We start from the raw sequence: 18,894 nt of genomic DNA on the forward strand, positions 1-18,894 counted from the left end.
TTGACAGGGCGAAACCCCAATGTATAAGGCGCGCTTGAGTTTAGACTCGCTGAATTTGTGTTTTGCGCGTCTGTCATTTTGACACAGTTCGAGCCTACTTATGGCTTTTATGAAGGAACAGACTATGTTTGCAGTCATTCAGACTGGTGGTAAACAATATAAAGTCGCCAAAGACGATATTATTATCATCGAAAAATTAGATGCCGAAACAGGCAAAAAAGTCACATTCGGTGACGTGCTCATGGCCGGTTCCGGTGCTGACGTCAAAGTCGGCGCTCCCCTCGTCAGCGGTGCATCCGTCACTGGCGAAGTGATCGAGCAACGCAAAGGTGATAAAGTCCTCGTCTTCAAAAAGAAGCGTCGTCAAAATTACCGTCGTAAAAAAGGGCATCGTCAAAACGAGACCGTTGTTAAAATCACAGGAATCAAAGGCTAGAGCTCCGCGCTCGCCTTTCAGACTAGGAGCTTAAAATGGCACATAAAAAAGCAGGTGGTTCATCCAATAACGGTCGCGATAGTGCAGGCCGTCGTCTTGGCGTGAAAAAATCAGGTGGCCAAGCGGTCATTCCAGGTAACATCATCATCCGTCAACGTGGCACGAAATACTATCCCGGCACAAATGTCGGCATGGGCAAAGACCACACACTCTTCGCACTGACAGAAGGTCGCGTCACATTTGCAACGAAACGCAATGAGCGCACATATGTCTCCGTCGAGCCAATGGCGAAGGCTGCTGAATAGCAACCCTATTGCATGGGTTGCCCCTGATAAGGCGATCCGATGAATAGCAGGGAAATCGGGTCTCCGGTTTCCCTTTTTTATTGCCCTGCCCGCCCTGCCGCACTGGCTCAGAGGAGGCGCGCATATGAGACTTATATTACACACCGACAGGCTCGTCCTTCGCCCTTGGCGGCACAGCGACGCCCCTGAATTCGCGCGACTGGCAAGTGATCTGGATGTAGCACGTATGACGGGCTCATTCCCCCACCCTATGCCTGAAATGTCAGCCGAATTTAAGATCACTCATATGCTAGCGCGCCAGCGCATGGGCAAAGCCCATCCCTACGTTATAACTCAACCCAATGATGATCGGCTGATGGGCACGACTGACCTGTTTGATAACGGCGAAACCAACAGCTTTGAAATCGGATACTGGCTGGGCAAACCTCATCAAGGACACGGCTACGCAACAGAAGCGGTGACAGCCGTCATCCAAGAAGCCCGTAACACGCTCGGCACGCAGACGATTACAGCCGGCGTCTTTACCGACAATCCTGCCAGCCTGCGTGTGCTGCAAAAACTGGGCTTTGAAATTACGGGAATGGACGACAACTACTTCTCCATGGCCCGCATGACCAAAGCCCCCAGCCATATCCTACAGCTGGACTTGGCGAAGTCTCATCTAGCCATGGCCAGTGAGGACGCGTAAGAGGCGCATATGAAATTTCTTGATCAAGCTAAAATCTATATTCGGTCCGGTAATGGCGGGGCGGGGTCTGTGTCGTTTCGGCGCGAGAAGTTTGTGGCCTTTGGCGGCCCGAATGGCGGCGACGGCGGACGCGGCGGCGATGTGTGGATCGAGGCCACGCGGAGCCTCAACACCCTCATCGATTACCGCTACCGCCAGCATTTTATTGCCAAAACGGGCATGCACGGCATGGGCCGCGATCGGCACGGCGCAGCTGGCGAGGATGTGGTCCTGAAAGTCCCTGTCGGCACGCAGATCATTGAGGACGGCACGGACGCTATTTTAGCGGATCTCACCGAGGACGGCGAGCGTATCTTGCTGGCCAAAGGCGGCAATGGCGGCTGGGGCAATGCGCGGTTTAAGTCTGCGACGAACCAAGCGCCGCGCAATGCTAATCCTGGCGAAGACGGCGAGGAACGCGCAATTTGGTTGCGCCTGAAACTCATCGCAGATGCTGGGCTGATTGGCCTCCCTAATGCGGGGAAATCTACATTCTTGGCGGCTGTTTCTGCCGCAACGCCCAAGACGGCGGACTATCCTTTTACAACACTCCATCCCCATCTTGGCGTCGTCAGCCTCGGTACAGCGGATCGCTTTGTGATCGCCGATCTGCCAGGCTTGATAGAAGGCGCGAGCGAAGGCGCGGGGCTCGGACATCGCTTTCTGGGCCATGCGGAACGCTGTGCCGCTATCGTGCATTTGATCGACGCAACCTCCGATGATCCTATCGAGAGCTACCGCACGATCCGCAATGAGCTTGAAACCTATGACGACGAGTTCAACGACAAGCCAGAGATTATCGCTCTGACGAAATGCGATGCGTTAGACGACGATATGATCGCCCTCGTCGCGTCTGAGTTTGAGGCTGCCATCGACGTCAAGCCCTTCACCATTTCGAGCGTGGCCCAGCAAGGCATGACTGAGTTGATTGCGGCCATTTACCGTCACGTCGAAGTGCGTCGCGCTGAAGAGTTCAAAGCCCGCGAAGCCAAACGCCGCCAGATTGCGATTGATAGCGGCGAGATTGAAGAAACAAAGGGCTGGTCGCCGTAAATCATGTCTGCTCTGCCGCGTTATAACCGTCTTGTGATTAAAATCGGGTCGGCCATATTGGTGGACGCGGAGACCGGCTTATTGCGTTCGGATTGGCTCGATCAATGCGCAACTGACATTAAAGCGCTTCGCGATCAAGGTACGCAGATTGTGCTGGTAAGTTCAGGCGCAATAGCGCTGGGGCGTAAGCGTCTTGCCTTGTCGGGAAAGCTATCATTGTCAGAAAAACAGGCTTGTGCGAGCGTGGGTCAATCGCGCCTTACTCAGGCCTATGAACGGGCATTGGGCGCACAAGATATTATCGCGGCACAAGCGCTGCTAACGCTGCGCGATACGGAAAACCGCTTGCGCTGGCTCAATGCGCGGAGTTCTATGGAGACATTGATCGGGCTAGGCGCAATCCCTGTCATCAATGAAAACGATACTGTGGCAACAGATGAAATTCGCTATGGCGATAATGACCGTTTGGCTGCACGAGCCGCACAGATGTTGGGCGCAGACGGCTTGATATTACTCTCTGATATTGACGGGCTCTACACCGCAGACCCCCGCACTAACACTGATGCAAAACACTTACCAGAGATCGAGGCACTGACAGACGACATCATGGCGATGGGAGCTGGCGCAAATACCAGCGCAGCCGTCGGCACGGGAGGCATGGCGACAAAGCTACTCGCAGCTAAGATCGCCACGCAAGCAGGTTGTGAAATGATCATCTGCGACGGGCGCAAAGTTGGCGCATTAGGAGCGCTGGTCCAAGGTGCAAAACATTCACGGTTCCTCGCGCAGCAATCGCCTAAAAATGCCCGGGCGCAGTGGATTGCAGGCACGCTTAAACCTCGCGGCGCGGTGCAGATTGATGCAGGAGCTGAAGCCGCCTTGGCGAGAGGTAAAAGCCTACTCGCGGCGGGTGTTACGCGCATTATTGGCACTTTCGGCAAAGGCGACGCCGTCACGGTCAGAACGGCAGCGGGACAGGACATAGCCCGCGGCTTGATTGCCTATAGTAGCACTGACGCTACGCAAATCGTGGGTGTCAAATCTTCGGAAATAGAGCGCGTTTTAGGGTATCAAAACGGGACAGCACTGATCCACCGTGATAATTTGGCGATGTTATGATAGTGATTTCCGTCAATATGCTCGCGCTCAGACACGTGGCGACACAACACAGGGCCATCCGTCCGTGAGGCTTGAGGACAACCAGTCTATCGGGCTATTCGGCGGGTCATTTAATCCCGCCCATGCTGGGCATATGCACGTCGCAGAAGCCGGACTGAGGGAGTTGGGGCTAGACCGTATCTGGTGGCTCGTCAGTCCACAAAACCCGCTTAAACCCAGGCAACCGAGCTACGCGTCGCGCGCCAAAACTGTCCGCAATCTCCCGTTAAAACCTCGCATGCAGATCAGCGAGGCGGAGCAAGACATCGGCAGCAATTATACCATCGACCTCATCCGTGGATTACAGCAGCGCTACCCTCTGACGCGCTTTGTGTTTCTGATGGGCGCCGACAATTTCGCACAATTACCCCGCTGGAAGAACTGGCAGGAGATCATGGCGCGTGTCCCGATTGCCGTCATCGCCCGTCCACAAAGTCCGATCAGAGCGCGACTCGGCCAAGTTGCGCGGCAATATGCTGATGCGCGTATTCCAGAGGCGCAGGCCCACCAACTGCAATTTTATTCCGCTCCGTGCTGGACATATCTGACTTTGCCACTACATGCACAGTCCTCGTCAGCGATACGCGCCCAGACGACATAGCGAAGCTTCGCTAGCCATAGCCAGATTGAAAAAACCATGTTAAACGCCACAAAAGATATTCAACAGGAGAGCCTTCTGTCCGCCGAAACAAATCTAGACGCCGCGCCGAAAAAGCCACGCACAAAAGTCGAAAAAGAGATCAAAGCCCTCTCTGATTACATACAGTCGAATCTGGATGAAAATTCTGCTCAGGATATTATCGAGATCGATATTCGCGGCAAAAGCTCTATCGCGGATTACATGATTGTGGCCTCGGGTCGCTCTAACCGCCACGTTGGCGCGCTCGCGGATTACGTCCAGCGCGGCCTCAAAGATCAGGGTCTGAAAAACCTTGGTATAGAAGGCTTAAAAGGCTGCGACTGGGTGTTGATTGATGCGGGCGACGTGATTGTCCACATCTTCCGCCCCGAAGTGCGCGTGTTCTATAACCTCGAAAAAATCTGGTCGGTGCCATTGCCGGAAGGTCTGCAAAACGTGGCCGAGTCTGCGCCAGACGACGATTACGAAGCGCCTGTCTAGACATGAAGATTATCTTGCGTGGCGGCGGCGTAATGCGCTCTGGCCCAGAACGCGAGATGGTGGATGACTATATCCAACGCGCTAATGGCCTAGCGCGCGGCACTGGCTTCACCTCTGTCGTCGAAGAAGGCATCGATTTGCGAAGTTGTAAATCACGCGCAGATGAGACTGATAAACTGCTCAGCGGGATCGATAGCACGGCCCGTCTGATTCTTTTTGATGAACGCGGAAAACAACCAAGCTCTCGCGATATTGCCAAGCAAATAGGCGGCTGGCGCGATGACGGTATCAGTAGCAGCTACTTCCTGATTGGTGGTGCCGATGGGTTCGAGCCGTCCGCGCTACCCGCTGGCGTCACCCGCTGGGCCTTTGGCGCGCAAGTTTGGCCGCATAAGCTAGTCCGCGTTATGGCAAGTGAGCAGATCTACCGCGCCCTCTCGATCTTAGCTGGCACACCGTATCACCGCGATTAAAGCAATCAGGGCTACGTAATTTCATCTGGCAGTTTTGCGCGAATTGACATAGCAAATTGATATGCGTTACCTGTCCGCCATATTGATCTTGCTTGCGATCTGGGCCGCACCCGTCTTCGCGCAGGACGTCCCTGACCCCGAAAAACTCGACAGCTTGACCAAAGCTGAAAAAGAGGCACGGGAGAAGGAAGCGGAACTGGCAAAACGCCGACAATCTGTCACCGCAGAAATCACGGATCTGAAGAAAACACTGCAAAAGACGGCGCAGCAAACGCGTGCCTTTGAACGTGAGGCGCAGACATTAACGGAAGAATTGGCGGCGCTGGAGGCTGAAAACGCCGCGCTGGAGGCGAAACTTGCCTATGATCGCGCAGGCATGATGAATTTGATCGCGTCCTTACAACGCCTAGAGGCTTCTCCTCCACCCGAAATTATCAGCACACCAGACGACGCTATTAGTGCCGCACAAGCCGCGAATTTGATGTCGCATCTATCGGGAGAGCTGCGAAATCGCGCGGATACTCTCGCGCTTTCACTGGATGATTTACAACAGGCCCGCGAACAAATCGCGGAGCGACAAACCGCTCTGGCCGCTAATCAGACGAAACTCGAAAAACGCAGTCGAGAGACTAAATCCCTCGTGGATCGTAAAGCTAAACTGCAAAAATCTATCGAGACAGAGGAAGTTCGAGCGCGCGAAGACGTCAAACGCCTTGCAGCAGAATCGGCAACCTTGCGCGAGTTGATCGCAAATTTTGAGGCAGAGATCGCCAGCATTAGTCCGCGCGTGAAACCTGGGACAAAACCGCGACGGTCCACTGGCAAGCAACGCATACAATCCAAACCCCTGTCCCTCCCCGGCGGCACAAAACCCTTTGCCAGTGCCAAAGGCAGTATGATTCGCCCAATCACGGGCAAGCTGCTGCGCAATTACGGCAAGGGAGAGAAAGGGCTGACTTATACGGGGCAATCCAAGGGCCAAGTTCTAGCGCCCTATGCGGGTCGCGTCGAATTTGCGGGGCCGTTTAAGAATTATGACCAAGTCGTGATTTTGAATGTTGGAGGTGGGTACTTTATTTTGCTGACGGGCTTGGGCGAAATCTACGCTGAAACAGGCGATAACGTGCGAATTGGCGAACCGATTGGCCTCATGCCCTACAAAACCGGAACGCCGCCTGCGCTCTATATCGAGCTTCGTAAAGACGGCACCACCATCAACCCCGTCCCGTGGCTAGAGCCTCGTCCCGTTAAAAGCGGTTAATACAGACAGAAATAACAGTGTTTTGACTGGAAAGTCATGTTGTCGCTCTTTATGTGAAAAGAGACATTAATATTGGCGTAACCTTTGCAGCTGTCGTATTCTGCAAGAGATCGCCATGGAGAAAACGATGAAATATATTCTGCCGACGCTCGGCTCTGTCGCTGCAATCGCTCTATTTGCTTTCTCGACCAATCAACCGCCCGCAGCAGTCGCGGTTGAGCGTCCGAATTATGACGAGACATTTGAGCAATTAGAGCTGTTTGCGGATGTGCTCGCTCGCGTGCGCAGTGAATATGTCGTTGACGTCGATAATGGCGAATTGATTGAAGACGCGATCAACGGCATGTTGCAATCGCTCGACCCACATAGCTCCTACGTCAATCCAGAGAATTTTAGAGACTTGCAAGTCGACACGTCTGGCGAATATGGCGGGCTTGGCATGGAAGTGACGATGGAAGACGGTTTCGTCAAAATTATCGCGCCGATTGACGACACACCTGCAAAGCGCGGCGGCGTCAAAGCAGGTGACTTCATCACAGAAATCGAAGGCAAATCTATCATGGGTCTGTCCTTAAATGACGCGGTCAATCAAATGCGCGGTAAACCAGGCGAGCCAATCACAATTACAGTTGTCGCAGAAGGCGAAGAGCCGCGCGAACTGACACTCGTGCGCGAAATTATCAAACGCCAAACCGTCAAACATGAAGTCAAAGACGGTATCGGCTACATCCGAATTGCGCAATTTAACGAACTGGCAGATAGCGGGTTGGAAGATGCGATTGACAGTCTGAAAGCGGAAATGGGCGGTAAAATTCCTGGCCTCGTTTTGGACCTACGCGGCAATCCTGGTGGGTTGCTTGATCAATCAATTAAAGTGTCCAGCGCGTTTCTTGACGGCGGAGAAGTGGTCTCGACCCGTGGCCGCGTTTCGACAGATACGGAGCGTTATAACGGCGAAAAAGGCGAGCTGATCAAAGGTGTGCCGCTAGTCGTGTTGATTGACGGTGCGTCTGCGTCTGCATCTGAAATCGTCGCGGGCGCGGTGCAAGATCGCCGTCGCGGGATCATCCTCGGCATGACGTCTTTTGGCAAAGGGTCTGTACAGTCTGTGATCCCTCTTCGCGGCGGCCGTGACGGCGCTCTACGTTTGACGACACAGCGTTACTACACCCCCGCAGGTCGCTCTATCCAAGGCACAGGCATCGACCCCGATATTGCTGTCTCCGCTATCCCAGATGACGGCGAGGATCATTCTGGCCGTAAGGAAGCTGATTTGCCAAATGCAATCCTCAATGAAGATGACATTGATGACGCGGAAAAGATCGAGCTAAAGATTGACTACCCGCCAGAAGACTTTGAAATCGATGATGATTATCAACTTCAAAAAGCGATTTCTCTTCTCAAATCAGGCGAATACGCAACGCAAATGGCGGAACTCGCCAAGGCGGAGCTTATCAAATAAACATGCGTATCCGCCACCTCATCCCTGCATTTTGGCTCGGCACGCTAGGGATGTCAGCAGCTGTCTTCGGCCTACCAAATTCAGCGTTTGCAGCTACAGAAAATGAGAGTGCAGCGAAGAAAACAACGGATGCTGAGACTTACGAAAAGCTACAAATTTTTGCCGATATTATGGCGATCATCAAAGATGAGTATGTTGAGGACGTCGAAGATCAAGCCTTGATAGACGGAGCGCTGAACGGTGCATTGTCAAAGCTCGATCCCCACTCGCATTACGTTGCCCCTGTTGCTTTCGTCGAACAGCAAGAAGCCACAAAGCGCGAATATGGTGGGCTCGGCATTGAGGTGAGTTCGGAAGGCGGATTGGTCAAAGTTAATCACGCCATCGAAGACGGGCCCGCTTATGAAGCTGGTATCAAGACTGGCGATTTTATCACGGCGGTAGACGGCGAAAAAGTACGAAACAAACCGCTAGATGAAGCCGTGAAAGGCATGCGCGGACTCGCGGGCGACCCCGTGACGGTGACCGTCTTATCGCCTGGCTCTCTGCCGCGCGATGTGGTTGTGGTGCGCCAAGTCGTTCGGGGAAGAGCCGTGCGCCACCGCGTCGAAAAAGGCGTTGGCTATATCTATCTCGAAACCTTCAACAATAGTGAATTAACATCCGACATTGAGCGCGCTCTGAAATCGCTTGAGGCTGAGCTTGGCGGCACGCTTCCGGGTTTGATCATCGATATGCGCGGTAATCGCGGCGGGCTTTTGGATCAATCGGTCAGCGTGGCAGGCCTATTCCTTGACGGCGGCGAAGTCCTCTCCGCCCGTGGGCGCGACGCGTCTGACAATCAACGCTACCACGCTGAACCCGGCGAGTTATATCCCGATATGCCCATCGTTGTTTTGGTCAGCCCCGGCTCTGCCTCTGCCGCAGAAATTGTTGCGGGCGCGTTACAAGATCGCGGGAGAGCCGTGGTGATTGGTCGACGCAGCTTTGGCAAGGGCTCTGTGCAGTCTGTGATTCCCCTTCCCAATGACGGCGGTGCGCTTCGTTTGACGACGCAGCGCTACTACACGCCCTCTGGCAAATCGATCCAAGGTCGGGGGATCATGCCGGATATGCTCGTCGCGGCTCGCGAAGATAGCGGTGAAATTCGCAAAAGATTCCGTGAAGATAGCCTACCCAATTCACTCCTTAATTCTGATGATACGGATTATGAGGAAAATTACGGCGATATTCTTTATCCCCCCGAAACGTGGCCAGAGGACGAAGATTACCAACTCCGTAAGGCAATCGACGTGATTAAAACCTCCAACTACCAACGCCTTCTTGATGCACAAAAAACGCCGCTAGAGCGTTAAAACTTGCTGCATCGTCATTTTCTCCTCATAGGCGAGTTTACGCGACTCGCGATTGCCCCTAAGACATCGTCATGACGTTGCACCGCTCACAACCCGTTTCGCAAAGAAGGGCTGCATTAGACTTACCCTCGCGGGGCAAGCATGTCCTTTTGGCGGCAGCGGTTATACTCGTGGGCCTTGCCGTTCCCGTGCTAGCGATGATTTTTCTAGGCGACGCCGAAGACGCGCGCGTGGGAGGTTCGGTAATAGTTGAGCCGCTACCGCCACAACCCATGGCATCTGAACTTGCCAATATAAATCTGGAAACGCCTGATCTGTTAGCGGGAGAAGTTGCGGCGAATACGAACCCGACCGAAGCTATTCAGGCCGAATTGGACGCGCTAGGCAACCCGATCACCTCGTCTCCGACAGTCACCACGCCCGCAGATATTCCCGTCACCAGTGGCGCAAGTGGGTCTACTGGCTCCAAAATGATCAAGATTGACGGCGTTGCTATTGGCCCGACATCCCTGCCCCCTGCGCCCATTCCAGGCCTGACACAGACATCGTCTTTTGGCCCTGTGCCTGCACGGTCGGCAGACGGTGGTTCTGCGCTCACCCACTATAATCGCCCCTTCACCCAGCCCGCAGGAAAGCGCCCTGTGTCAATTATTATCGGCGGATTAGGTATTAACCGCACCCTAACACAACAAGCGATTGATAACCTCCCGCCCGATGTCACATTGTCCTTCGCGGCCCATGCAACTGGCTTGCAAGACTGGATTGATCGCGCGCGGGCGGCGGGGCATGAAGTTATCATTGAACTGCCGATGGAAAGTGATGGGTTTGATCCGTCCGAGCCTGGGGCCGAACGGGCTTTGCGCTTAAACGTGCCAGCGCAGAATAATCGTCGCAATCTCGACTGGCTGATGAGCCGCGCTCAAGGTTATTGGGGCGTGACGAACTATAATGGCGAAGCGTTTTTACGCCGTGCAGATGCGGCAGCCCCGCTCCTTGACCGCCTCTCACAGACAGGGGTTGGCCTGATCACGGATGGATCCTTCCAGACGCCAACACTCGGCGCGTTATCACGGTCGGTCAAACTGCCCTATAAATCAGGCTTCGGTCTTATCGATCCTGATCCCAACACAGCGGTGATTCAAGCTCGCCTCAGCGATCTTGCGACCATGGCCAAAGGCGGCAGCCACCCCGTTGGCGTCGGCTTCGCCTATCCCGAAACGCTCAATAGCGTCATAGCTTGGGTGGCAGAGCTAGACCAACAAGGCCTCGTCTTGGCGCCCGCCTCCAGCGCTGTGAAATAGATCATGGCTGACTTATCTGACTACCGACCTTGCGTTGGCATCGCCGTGTTCAATGCCAAGGGTAAAGTCTGGGTCGGCAAACGCCTCGGCGAAACGGGTCCCTATTGCTGGCAAATGCCGCAAGGCGGGATAGACCCGAATGAGGCCCCAGAGGTCGCGGCGATCCGGGAATTATACGAGGAAACAGGGATCACGCTCGATATGCTAACCCCGTTGGGTGAGGTCGAAGGCTGGTTGACTTACGATTTTCCCGAAAGCCATCAAAAATCTAAAAGCCAAAATTGGCGCGGACAAAAGCAACGCTGGTTCGCCTTCCGTTTTCATGGGAAGAAATCAAAAATAGACCTCAAAGCGCATGGCCCCCAAGAATTCTCAAAGTGGAAATGGGCCAAGCTGACCAAACTTCCAAGCCTGATTATACCCTTCAAGCGCGACGTCTATGAACGGCTAGTCGTTGAATTTGCACCCTATGCGATCCCACGTGAGGTCGCTAATAACGATCATGGCTGACACGCTCCCACCCGCAAATAAGATGAAAACTGGCGGCAAGAACGCCATGATTTTCGTGCTGATCACAGTGATGATCAATTCTGTAGGGTTCGGGATTATGATCCCTGTCCTGCCTGACCTCCTTCAAGAACTGACGAGCCTGCCAGATAACGAAGCCGTGTTGTGGGGCATGTGGCTGACATTTGTTTTCGCGCTGTTTCAGTTTATCTGCATGCCGATTGTTGGCGGCCTATCTGATCGATTTGGGCGGCGGCCGATCATGCTGCTCTCGCTTCTTGGCCTCGGCATAGATTATTTCATCATGGGCCTAGCGCCAACAGTATGGTTTCTCTTTCTAGGGCGCATAATAGCAGGGGCATTTGGCGCCACCTTCTCGACCGCCAATGCCTATATCGCAGACATCAGCCCGCCAGAGACACGGGCACAAAATTTTGGCCTGGTAGGAGCCGCCTTCGGTGTCGGCTTTATGCTCGGCCCCGTGGTGGGTGGCCTGATCGGGGACGGGTTTGGCCCACGAGCGCCATTTATCGCAGCGGGCATCCTGTCTTTTATCAATGTTGCCTATGGCTTCATGTTCCTGCCAGAAACTCTGGCGCTGGATAAGCGTCGTCCCTTTAGCTGGCGACGGTCAAATCCGCTTGGCTCGATAAAGACATTGGGGCGGATTAAGGGCGTTAAGACTCTGATTTTTATCCTCTTTCTGCTTGCGACAGCACATACGGTTTACCCCTCAACCTATGCCTTCTCGACCATGGGCGGCCTTGGTTGGACATCAGGTGATGTGGGCCTATCCCTCGGCGCGTTTGGCCTCGCCAGCATCATTGTGCAAGGCGGCCTTATCCGTGTGATCATCCCCAAAGTCGGCCTGTTCTGGGCAGGTGTCATCGGTATTCTGAGCGCCGTTATCGCTTACACGATGATGGGTAGCGCAGATCAGGGCTGGATCATTTATGCCGCTGGCCCATTCGCGGCCTTTGCAGGTCTTTACGGCCCGGCCCTGACCAATATGATGAGTTCACGCGTATCAGAGAGTGAGCAAGGCGAGTTGCAAGGTGCGATTGGCGCGGCGCAAGGACTCGCCCTCATGATTGGACCATTTATGATGTCAGGAATGTTCTGGTATTTCGGTGATACGGAAAACCGCGCAAGCTACGGCCTGGAGACATTCCCCGCCAATATTATCCACATGATGCAACACGTCATCACAGGCGCAAAACTCCCCTACGTTCCAGGTGCGCCTTTCCTCGCGGCCGCCCTGCTCGCCCTGATCAGCTTCATCACCTATTGCCTTGTCACGACGAAAGCAGACCGCAATGCGCGGTATAAGCCCGCGAAAGCAGCAGACGTGATAGATGAAGATGTGGCCGTAAATACTCAATCGGCAGCCACTTCAGAGATGTAATAGGCTTAGGCTTTGCCCGAACTTACGGGTTTAAACACATTCCAGTGGGACAGGGTCGCCGTCAGGATAGGTGATGTGAATGATGTCGCCGGGCATAATTTTACCGCCCTGAATGACAATACTCATCACCCCCGTCTTCTTATTGAGACTCCCATCAGGTCGTTTTTCAACGACAGCTTTGAGAAGATCAGGGTGGATCGTATTAAGCTTCTTACACGGGTTACGTAAGCCTGTGATCTCAATGATCGCCTCACCGATTTGAAAGCGCGTGCCTGTGGGGAGATCAAGGAGCGGGACACCGCGCGTCACTAAGTTCTCGCCCATTTGCCCTGCACTGACATCAATATCTAGCGCGGCCAGTTCGTCAAATAGCTCGGCATGCATAAAGTGGACTTGGCGTAGATTTGGCGCGTCAGGGTTTCTCTTTTTATCAAAAAGATGCTGCACGGTGACGCCCGCATGCGCGTCGCCTTCCACGCCGAGCCCTGCGATCAAGGTGATCTCGTCTTGGATTGGTTTTGAGAAATTGTGACCGCGATCCGCGGCCACCGCAACGACCGTAGCCGTCTGCGGGAGAGCCATTTAGAGGCTTCCCACCAGAGCGTTCAGCCCGTCAAGATTTTGGCGCATCGCGAGCGCCGCTTCGCCTTCGAGGCCATCCAGACGTTTCGTAACATCTGCGATTTCAGCTTCGATCGCTGTGCGGTTCACATCTGTCAGAGGCGTCGCACGCTCAGCCAAAACGGTCAGACCATCTGGCGTCACATCTGCGAATCCGCCTTGGACGAAATATTCCGTCACGCCGCCATCATTATAAACTTTGATCGCGCCTGTGCGGATCGCCGCCATGATGGGCGAGTGGTTCGGCAACACGCCTAAATCACCTTCTGTGCCGGGAATATCAACCTGGTCCACCTCACCCGAGAACAATTCGCGCTCAGGTGAAACCAGTGAGAATGTAAGTTTATCTGCCATTATTAAGCCGCGTGCCGCTGCCATTTTAGCCGCTTTTTCGATCACGTCTTCAATACCGCCAACCATGTAGAAGGCTTGCTCTGGTAGGTGATCATATTCACCTTCGACGAGGCCTTTAAATGAGCGGACAGTATCTTCCAGCGGCACTTGGATGCCTGGGGAACCTGTAAAGATTTCCGCCACGTCGAAAGGCTGTGACAAGAATTTCTCAACCTTACGCGCACGCGCCACGGTGAGTTTGTCTTCTTCTGACAATTCATCCATGCCGAGAATGGCGATAATGTCTTGGAGTGACTTATATCGCTGCAGGATTTCTTGAACCTGACGGGCTGTTTCATAGTGTTCCGCGCCCACTGTGCGCGGCTCTAGAATACGAGATGTCGAGTCGAGCGGGTCCACCGCAGGATAGATACCTTTTTCAGAAATTGCACGGTTCAGAACGGTTGTCGCGTCCAAGTGAGCAAAGGACGTCGCTGGCGCCGGGTCAGTCAAGTCATCGGCTGGCACGTAAATCGCTTGCACAGATGTAATAGAGCCTTTGGTGGTGGACGTAATACGTTCCTGCATCTGGCCCATTTCTGTCGCCAGTGTTGGCTGATAGCCCACCGCAGACGGGATACGACCCAAAAGCGCGGACACTTCGGAACCAGCTTGGGTAAAACGGAAGATGTTATCCACGAAGAACAACACGTCTTTACCTTCTTCATCGCGGAAATATTCAGCTTGAGACAGACCTGTCAAAGCGACACGCGCCCGCGCACCGGGAGGCTCGTTCATTTGACCGTAAACGAGAGTCGCACGGCTTTCGCCTTCAAGGTTGATCACGTTAGATTCGATCATTTCGTGGTAAAGGTCATTCCCTTCACGTGTCCGCTCACCCACGCCCGCAAACACGGAGTAGCCGCCGAACAGCTTGGCAATATTGTTGATCAATTCCATGATCAAAACGGTTTTACCCACGCCCGCACCACCGAAGAGACCGATTTTACCGCCTTTTGAGTAAGGGCAGAGAAGATCGATAACCTTGATGCCTGTCGCGAGGACTTCTGTCTCTGTTGACTGCTCGGTGAAAGGCGGCGCTGATTTATGGATAGACGCCATGGCCTTCGTTTTAAGCGAGCCGCGCTCATCAATCGGCTCGCCGATGACGTTCATGATACGGCCAAGTGTTTCTGGACCCACTGGCACAGTGATTGGCTTGCCCAAATCGACAACGGCTTGACCGCGCACGAGTCCTTCCGTCGCGTCCATCGCGATAATACGAACCGTATTCTGACCCAAATGCTGCGCCACTTCGAGAACAAGGCGGCTGCCCTGGTTATCTGTTTCGAGCGCGTTCAGGATTGGCGGCAGATTGCCTTCAAAGACAACGTCAACAACCGCGCCAATAACTTGGCTAATTTTGCCAGAGCCGAGCTTGTTTGTGTTCGCTGCATTGCTCATTTTTGTGACCTTTTTGGCCGCTGGCTTGCGCTTTGCGGCGGTCTTTTTCGCTGGGGCCTTCTTCGCCGCAGTCTTAGTAGCTGGTGCTTTTGCCATTGGTTTTTCCTCTAGCTTTCTTTACCTGATGTGGCTGTTAGGCCGCTTTACATTCTAAATTTTCACCGTCCCAATAGAGGGCGGTATCCTGATTGACTTTCACGAACATCGAATTACCGTTTTGATCTCTAAACCCTACGGCAGAGCCTTCATCCGCCAATACGTACATTTTGCCGTTTCTCTGCATGATCCGCTTGCGAGTTTTCTTACGTTTAGCTTCAACACGGACACCGTTTACATCAAATTCGTCTTTGCGCTTACGTTTCACACGACCGGTGTCATTGCGAAGCCATGGGATCGTCTTCCAGTCAGATTCCGTGATGCCCAAGCATCCATTTTTTTCAACGCCAATTTCGACATATTTGCTTTTGGGACTGCTCGTTTCGACCGAGCAACCCGTCATGGCAAGAGCCGTTGATATGACAGCAATCCGCAACATTAGAGCGCTTCCGCGCCTGAAATAATCTCGATCAGTTCAGATGTAATCTGCGCCTGACGTGTGCGGTTAAATGTGAGGGTCAGCTTGTCGATCATGTCGCCCGCATTACGCGTTGCATTATCCATCGCTGTCATTTTAGAGCCCATCTCGCCCGCTTGGTTTTCCAACAAAGCGGTGAAGACTTGCGTGTTAATATTGCGCGGCAGAAGGACACGCAGGATACCCGCCTCGTCTGGCTCATACGTATAGATCGCGCCTTTGAGATCGGGTGCAAACACATCGTCCGCAGCGTGATCGCCTGGCGTTTCATCCTCAACACCCAAATCAGCAATCGCTGGAATAAGTGTCTTAGCGACAGCCGTTTGTGTCATCACGTTTTCAAACTCGGAATAGATCAATTTGCAGACATCATATTCACCGGCGTCGAACATATCAGTGATTTTCGTACCGATATTCTGCGCGATACCTGCGTGGAGTTTGCGCTCTTCTTTCAGCGAGATATATTCAACGATACGACTCTTATAGAGGCGGCTAAGTTGATCATAACCCTTCTTACCAATGATGAAGAGTTTGACTGTTTTGCCCGCCTTTTCGAGTGCCACGATCTCCTCGCGCGCTTTGCGCACGATATTTGTATTAAAACCACCGCAGAGCCCGCGATCAGCTGTCGCCACAACCAGCAAGACCGTATCAGATTGACCATTGCCGACGAGCAATTCTGGAGCCGCCCGCTGTGTCCGCCATACCGTTAGCGAGATTGATGATAATGCTGCTCATGCGCTCGGAATAAGGACGTGCTTTTTCAGCCGCGTCCTGCGCCTTACGCAATTTCGCTGCCGCCACCATTTGCATGGCTTTGGTGATCTTCTGCGTGTTTTTTACGCTTTTGATCCGATTTTGAAGCTCTTTCAGGGATGCCATATTCTAAGCCTGTGTATAACGAAACTGACGGTTAGGTGAGTCTTTAGAGGCAACTTCCTGCAGTGCTAAGCAAGCCTCATAATTCCCCATGTAACCAAATACCAAAATCGTTTTCTCCCATTCATTAAACATGTTGAGCATTTCAAGCCAGTAAACAGGCTCATCAAAACTCATTTTTTCTACTGCGGCTTGGATTTCCTCACCACGCGTGTCATATTTTTCACCGCAACCCGTCATAAAAATGATTGAAATTGCGATAATCCATTTCATTTTCTACGCCGCAAAATTCTTTGTGAAGTTATCCAAAGCTGATTTCAGGCGTCCTTCGATATCGTCAGACAGTTTTTTCTCTGTCGCAATGTCGTTGAGTAGCTTCGCATGATCGGCGTGCAGGTGAGCCAGAAGCTCTTTTTCGTATTTCTGCACAGATTTCACAGGAATTCCGTCGAGATAGCCGCGTGTGCCCGCATAAATCACGGCCACTTGCTCTTGCACTTGTAACGGCGAGAATTGCGGCTGTTTTAGCAGTTCTGTTAAGCGTTCACCACGGGCGAGGAGCGCCTGAGTTGACGCATCAAGATCAGAACCAAACTGTGCAAAGGCCGCCATTTCGCGGTATTGCGCCAACTCACCCTTAATCGGGCCAGCCACTTGTTTCATGGCTTTGATTTGCGCTGATGATCCCACACGAGACACGGACAGACCGACGTTCAGCGCGGGGCGGATGCCTTGGAAGAACAAATCTGTTTCCAAGAAAATTTGGCCATCTGTAATGGAAATCACATTGGTCGGGATAAAGGCCGACACGTCATTACCTTGTGTTTCGATAATCGGCAGAGCGGTCAATGAACCGCCGCCATTGGCTTCGTTCAACTTCGCCGCACGCTCGAGCAAACGGGAGTGAAGATAGAACACGTCACCTGGATAAGCTTCACGACCCGGAGGACGACGCAGCAGAAGTGACATCTGACGGTATGCGACAGCTTGCTTGGACAAATCATCATAAATGATCAGGCCGTGCATACCATTATCGCGGAAATATTCGCCCATCGCACAACCGGCAAAGGGGGCCAGATACTGCAAAGGCGCAGGCTCTGATGCTGTCGCAGCGACGATGATAGAATATTCCATCGCGCCATTTTCTTCGAGCGTTTTGACGAGTTGCGCCACAGTCGAGCGTTTTTGGCCGATCACGACATAGATACAGTATAGCTTGTCGTTATCGCGACCTTCGTCGAAAGCGGCTTTTTGGTTCAAGATCGCATCGACCGCGACGGCTGTTTTGCCTGTCTGGCGGTCGCCGATGATCAATTCACGCTGGCCACGACCCACAGGGATCAAAGCGTCAATGGCTTTAATACCAGTCTGCACGGGCTCGTGTACGCCTTTACGCGGCATAATGCCTGGCGCTTTAACATCAACGCGGCGGCGCTCTGATGATTTGATTGGGCCTTTGCCGTCAATCGGCTCGCCCAGCGGGTTCACGACGCGACCAAGCAGACCCATACCCACTGGCACGTCCACAATTTCGCCAAGGCGCTTAACAGTGTCGCCCTCTTTAATTCCGCGGTCATCGCCGAAGATCACGGCACCGACATTGTCGCTCTCGAGGTTCAGCGCCATACCTTTGATACCGCCCGGAAATTCGACCATCTCGCCAGCACGGACATTGTCCAGACCGTAAATACGGGCAATACCGTCACCGACTGACAGCACTTGGCCGACGTCAGAGACTTTGGCTTCTTTCCCGAAGCCTTTAATCTGTTGTTTTAGAATGCTGGAAATTTCAGCAGCGCGAATATCCATAATATTACCTCTTAGGGAGTGTCCTCTTAGACGTCTTTGAGTGTCAAACGAAGGTCCTCAAGTTTGGTCTTGAGGGAGCTATCATAAAGACGCGAGCCGATACGCACAACAAAACCACCGAGCAAGTCGGGGTCAACAGTTGTTTCAATATCGACAGCGCGGCCGAGCGATTTTTTTAAACTGGTTTTGAGAGACGCAACTTCCGCTGTCGTCAATTTCTTGGCACTGGTTACCTTCGCGACTTGGCTGCCGCGACGACGCGCAACCATGTCTTCGAAAGCCGCAATGATTCCCGGCAATTCGTCAGCGCGACGATTTCCTGCGACAAGGCCGAGGAACTGCGACGTCAGAGCGTGATATTTGGCCTTTTTCGCAACCGCCATCAACGCCGCAACCTTATCTTCAGTCTGAAAGACGGGGCTTTGAACAAGGCGCTGCAAATCTTGGTTGTCAGCGAGAACTGCCTTGAAGTTTGCGAGGTTTTTCTCTACAGATTTCAAGGCCTTAGCCTCTTCTGCCAGCTCCAACAGAGCTGTAGCATAACGAGCGGGGGCTTCCCCAATAATGACGTCTGTGTCTGACACGCAGGTGGTCCGTATTTAGGGCACATCGACAGCAGTGCCGAAACGCGAAAAAGGATTGCAGCGAGGC

Annotated in this window: 20 protein-coding genes and 1 pseudogene; 14 read left to right on the forward strand and 7 right to left on the reverse strand. The window is 53.2% G+C overall.

Annotated features, from left to right (window positions below):
- The first annotated feature begins 124 nt into the window (after positions 1–124).
- From rplU to AB8615_RS08065, 14 genes are all read left to right on the forward strand, one after another.
- Positions 125–436: a 50S ribosomal protein L21 gene (gene rplU / locus AB8615_RS08000; RefSeq protein ID WP_409432083.1), complete on the forward strand. Its 312-nt coding sequence runs from the start codon at positions 125–127 to the stop codon at positions 434–436.
- Positions 437–471: 35 nt separating this feature from the next.
- Positions 472–741 (forward strand): 50S ribosomal protein L27, encoded by a 270-nt coding sequence (gene rpmA / locus AB8615_RS08005; protein WP_409432084.1) that lies wholly within the window; start codon positions 472–474, stop codon positions 739–741.
- Positions 742–865: 124 nt separating this feature from the next.
- Positions 866–1,429 (forward strand): GNAT family N-acetyltransferase, encoded by a 564-nt coding sequence (locus tag AB8615_RS08010; RefSeq protein WP_409432085.1) that lies wholly within the window; start codon positions 866–868, stop codon positions 1,427–1,429.
- Positions 1,430–1,438: 9 nt separating this feature from the next.
- Positions 1,439–2,521: a GTPase ObgE gene (gene obgE, locus AB8615_RS08015; protein ID WP_409432086.1), complete on the forward strand. Its 1,083-nt coding sequence runs from the start codon at positions 1,439–1,441 to the stop codon at positions 2,519–2,521.
- 3 nt (positions 2,522–2,524) lie between these two features.
- Positions 2,525–3,640: a glutamate 5-kinase gene (gene proB, locus AB8615_RS08020; protein WP_409432087.1), complete on the forward strand. Its 1,116-nt coding sequence runs from the start codon at positions 2,525–2,527 to the stop codon at positions 3,638–3,640.
- A 64-nt stretch (positions 3,641–3,704) separates the two neighbouring features.
- Positions 3,705–4,280 (forward strand): nicotinate-nucleotide adenylyltransferase, encoded by a 576-nt coding sequence (locus tag AB8615_RS08025; protein WP_418152128.1) that lies wholly within the window; start codon positions 3,705–3,707, stop codon positions 4,278–4,280.
- Between the two features lie 36 nt (positions 4,281–4,316).
- Positions 4,317–4,799: a ribosome silencing factor gene (gene rsfS / locus AB8615_RS08030; RefSeq protein WP_409432089.1), complete on the forward strand. Its 483-nt coding sequence runs from the start codon at positions 4,317–4,319 to the stop codon at positions 4,797–4,799.
- Between the two features lie 2 nt (positions 4,800–4,801).
- Positions 4,802–5,272, forward strand: coding sequence for a 23S rRNA (pseudouridine(1915)-N(3))-methyltransferase RlmH (locus AB8615_RS08035; protein WP_409432090.1), 471 nt, complete (start codon positions 4,802–4,804; stop codon positions 5,270–5,272).
- A gap of 61 nt (positions 5,273–5,333) precedes the next feature.
- On the forward strand, positions 5,334–6,533 hold the full coding sequence (locus AB8615_RS08040) for a murein hydrolase activator EnvC family protein (RefSeq protein WP_409432091.1): 1,200 nt from the start codon (positions 5,334–5,336) through the stop codon (positions 6,531–6,533).
- A gap of 115 nt (positions 6,534–6,648) precedes the next feature.
- Positions 6,649–7,995 carry a S41 family peptidase gene (locus AB8615_RS08045; RefSeq protein ID WP_409432092.1) on the forward strand — a complete coding sequence of 449 codons (1,347 nt, stop codon included), beginning with the start codon at positions 6,649–6,651 and terminating at the stop codon, positions 7,993–7,995.
- Positions 7,996–7,997: 2 nt separating this feature from the next.
- Positions 7,998–9,350, forward strand: a complete 1,353-nt coding sequence (locus AB8615_RS08050) for a S41 family peptidase (protein WP_409432093.1) — start codon at positions 7,998–8,000, stop codon at positions 9,348–9,350.
- Positions 9,351–9,421: 71 nt separating this feature from the next.
- Complete coding sequence (locus AB8615_RS08055) at positions 9,422–10,651, forward strand: divergent polysaccharide deacetylase family protein (protein WP_418152132.1); 1,230 nt, start codon at positions 9,422–9,424, stop codon at positions 10,649–10,651.
- A gap of 3 nt (positions 10,652–10,654) precedes the next feature.
- Positions 10,655–11,161, forward strand: coding sequence for an RNA pyrophosphohydrolase (locus AB8615_RS08060; protein WP_409432095.1), 507 nt, complete (start codon positions 10,655–10,657; stop codon positions 11,159–11,161).
- Positions 11,154–12,563, forward strand: a complete 1,410-nt coding sequence (locus AB8615_RS08065; protein WP_409432096.1) for a TCR/Tet family MFS transporter — start codon at positions 11,154–11,156, stop codon at positions 12,561–12,563. Before AB8615_RS08060 ends, AB8615_RS08065 begins: the two co-directional genes overlap by 8 nt.
- Positions 12,564–12,593: 30 nt before the next feature.
- Here AB8615_RS08065 and AB8615_RS08070 read toward each other — a convergent pair whose 3' ends face one another.
- From AB8615_RS08070 to AB8615_RS08100, 7 genes and pseudogenes are all read right to left on the reverse strand, one after another.
- A complete protein-coding gene (locus AB8615_RS08070) occupies positions 12,594–13,145 on the reverse strand; it encodes an MOSC domain-containing protein (protein WP_409432097.1) in 552 nt (183 codons plus the stop codon).
- Positions 13,146–15,077: a F0F1 ATP synthase subunit beta gene (gene atpD, locus AB8615_RS08075; RefSeq protein WP_418152135.1), complete on the reverse strand. Its 1,932-nt coding sequence runs from the start codon at positions 15,075–15,077 to the stop codon at positions 13,146–13,148.
- A 37-nt stretch (positions 15,078–15,114) separates the two neighbouring features.
- The gene (locus AB8615_RS08080; protein WP_409432100.1) at positions 15,115–15,516 is read right to left on the reverse strand and encodes a hypothetical protein; all 402 of its coding nucleotides are present in this window, start codon (positions 15,514–15,516) and stop codon (positions 15,115–15,117) included.
- Positions 15,516–16,437: pseudogene (locus tag AB8615_RS08085) on the reverse strand (F0F1 ATP synthase subunit gamma). The gene AB8615_RS08080 and the pseudogene AB8615_RS08085 overlap by 1 nt, the downstream one beginning before the upstream one ends.
- A 3-nt stretch (positions 16,438–16,440) precedes the next feature.
- Positions 16,441–16,707 (reverse strand): hypothetical protein, encoded by a 267-nt coding sequence (locus AB8615_RS08090; RefSeq protein ID WP_418152137.1) that lies wholly within the window; start codon positions 16,705–16,707, stop codon positions 16,441–16,443.
- Positions 16,708–16,710: 3 nt separating this feature from the next.
- A complete protein-coding gene (atpA, locus tag AB8615_RS08095; RefSeq protein WP_409432103.1) occupies positions 16,711–18,243 on the reverse strand; it encodes a F0F1 ATP synthase subunit alpha in 1,533 nt (510 codons plus the stop codon).
- A gap of 26 nt (positions 18,244–18,269) precedes the next feature.
- On the reverse strand, positions 18,270–18,827 hold the full coding sequence (locus tag AB8615_RS08100; protein WP_409432104.1) for a F0F1 ATP synthase subunit delta: 558 nt from the start codon (positions 18,825–18,827) through the stop codon (positions 18,270–18,272).
- Positions 18,828–18,894 lie beyond the last annotated feature (67 nt).

The organism is Litorimonas sp. RW-G-Af-16, assembly GCF_048319245.1.
GTDB lineage: Bacteria > Pseudomonadota > Alphaproteobacteria > Caulobacterales > Maricaulaceae > Litorimonas.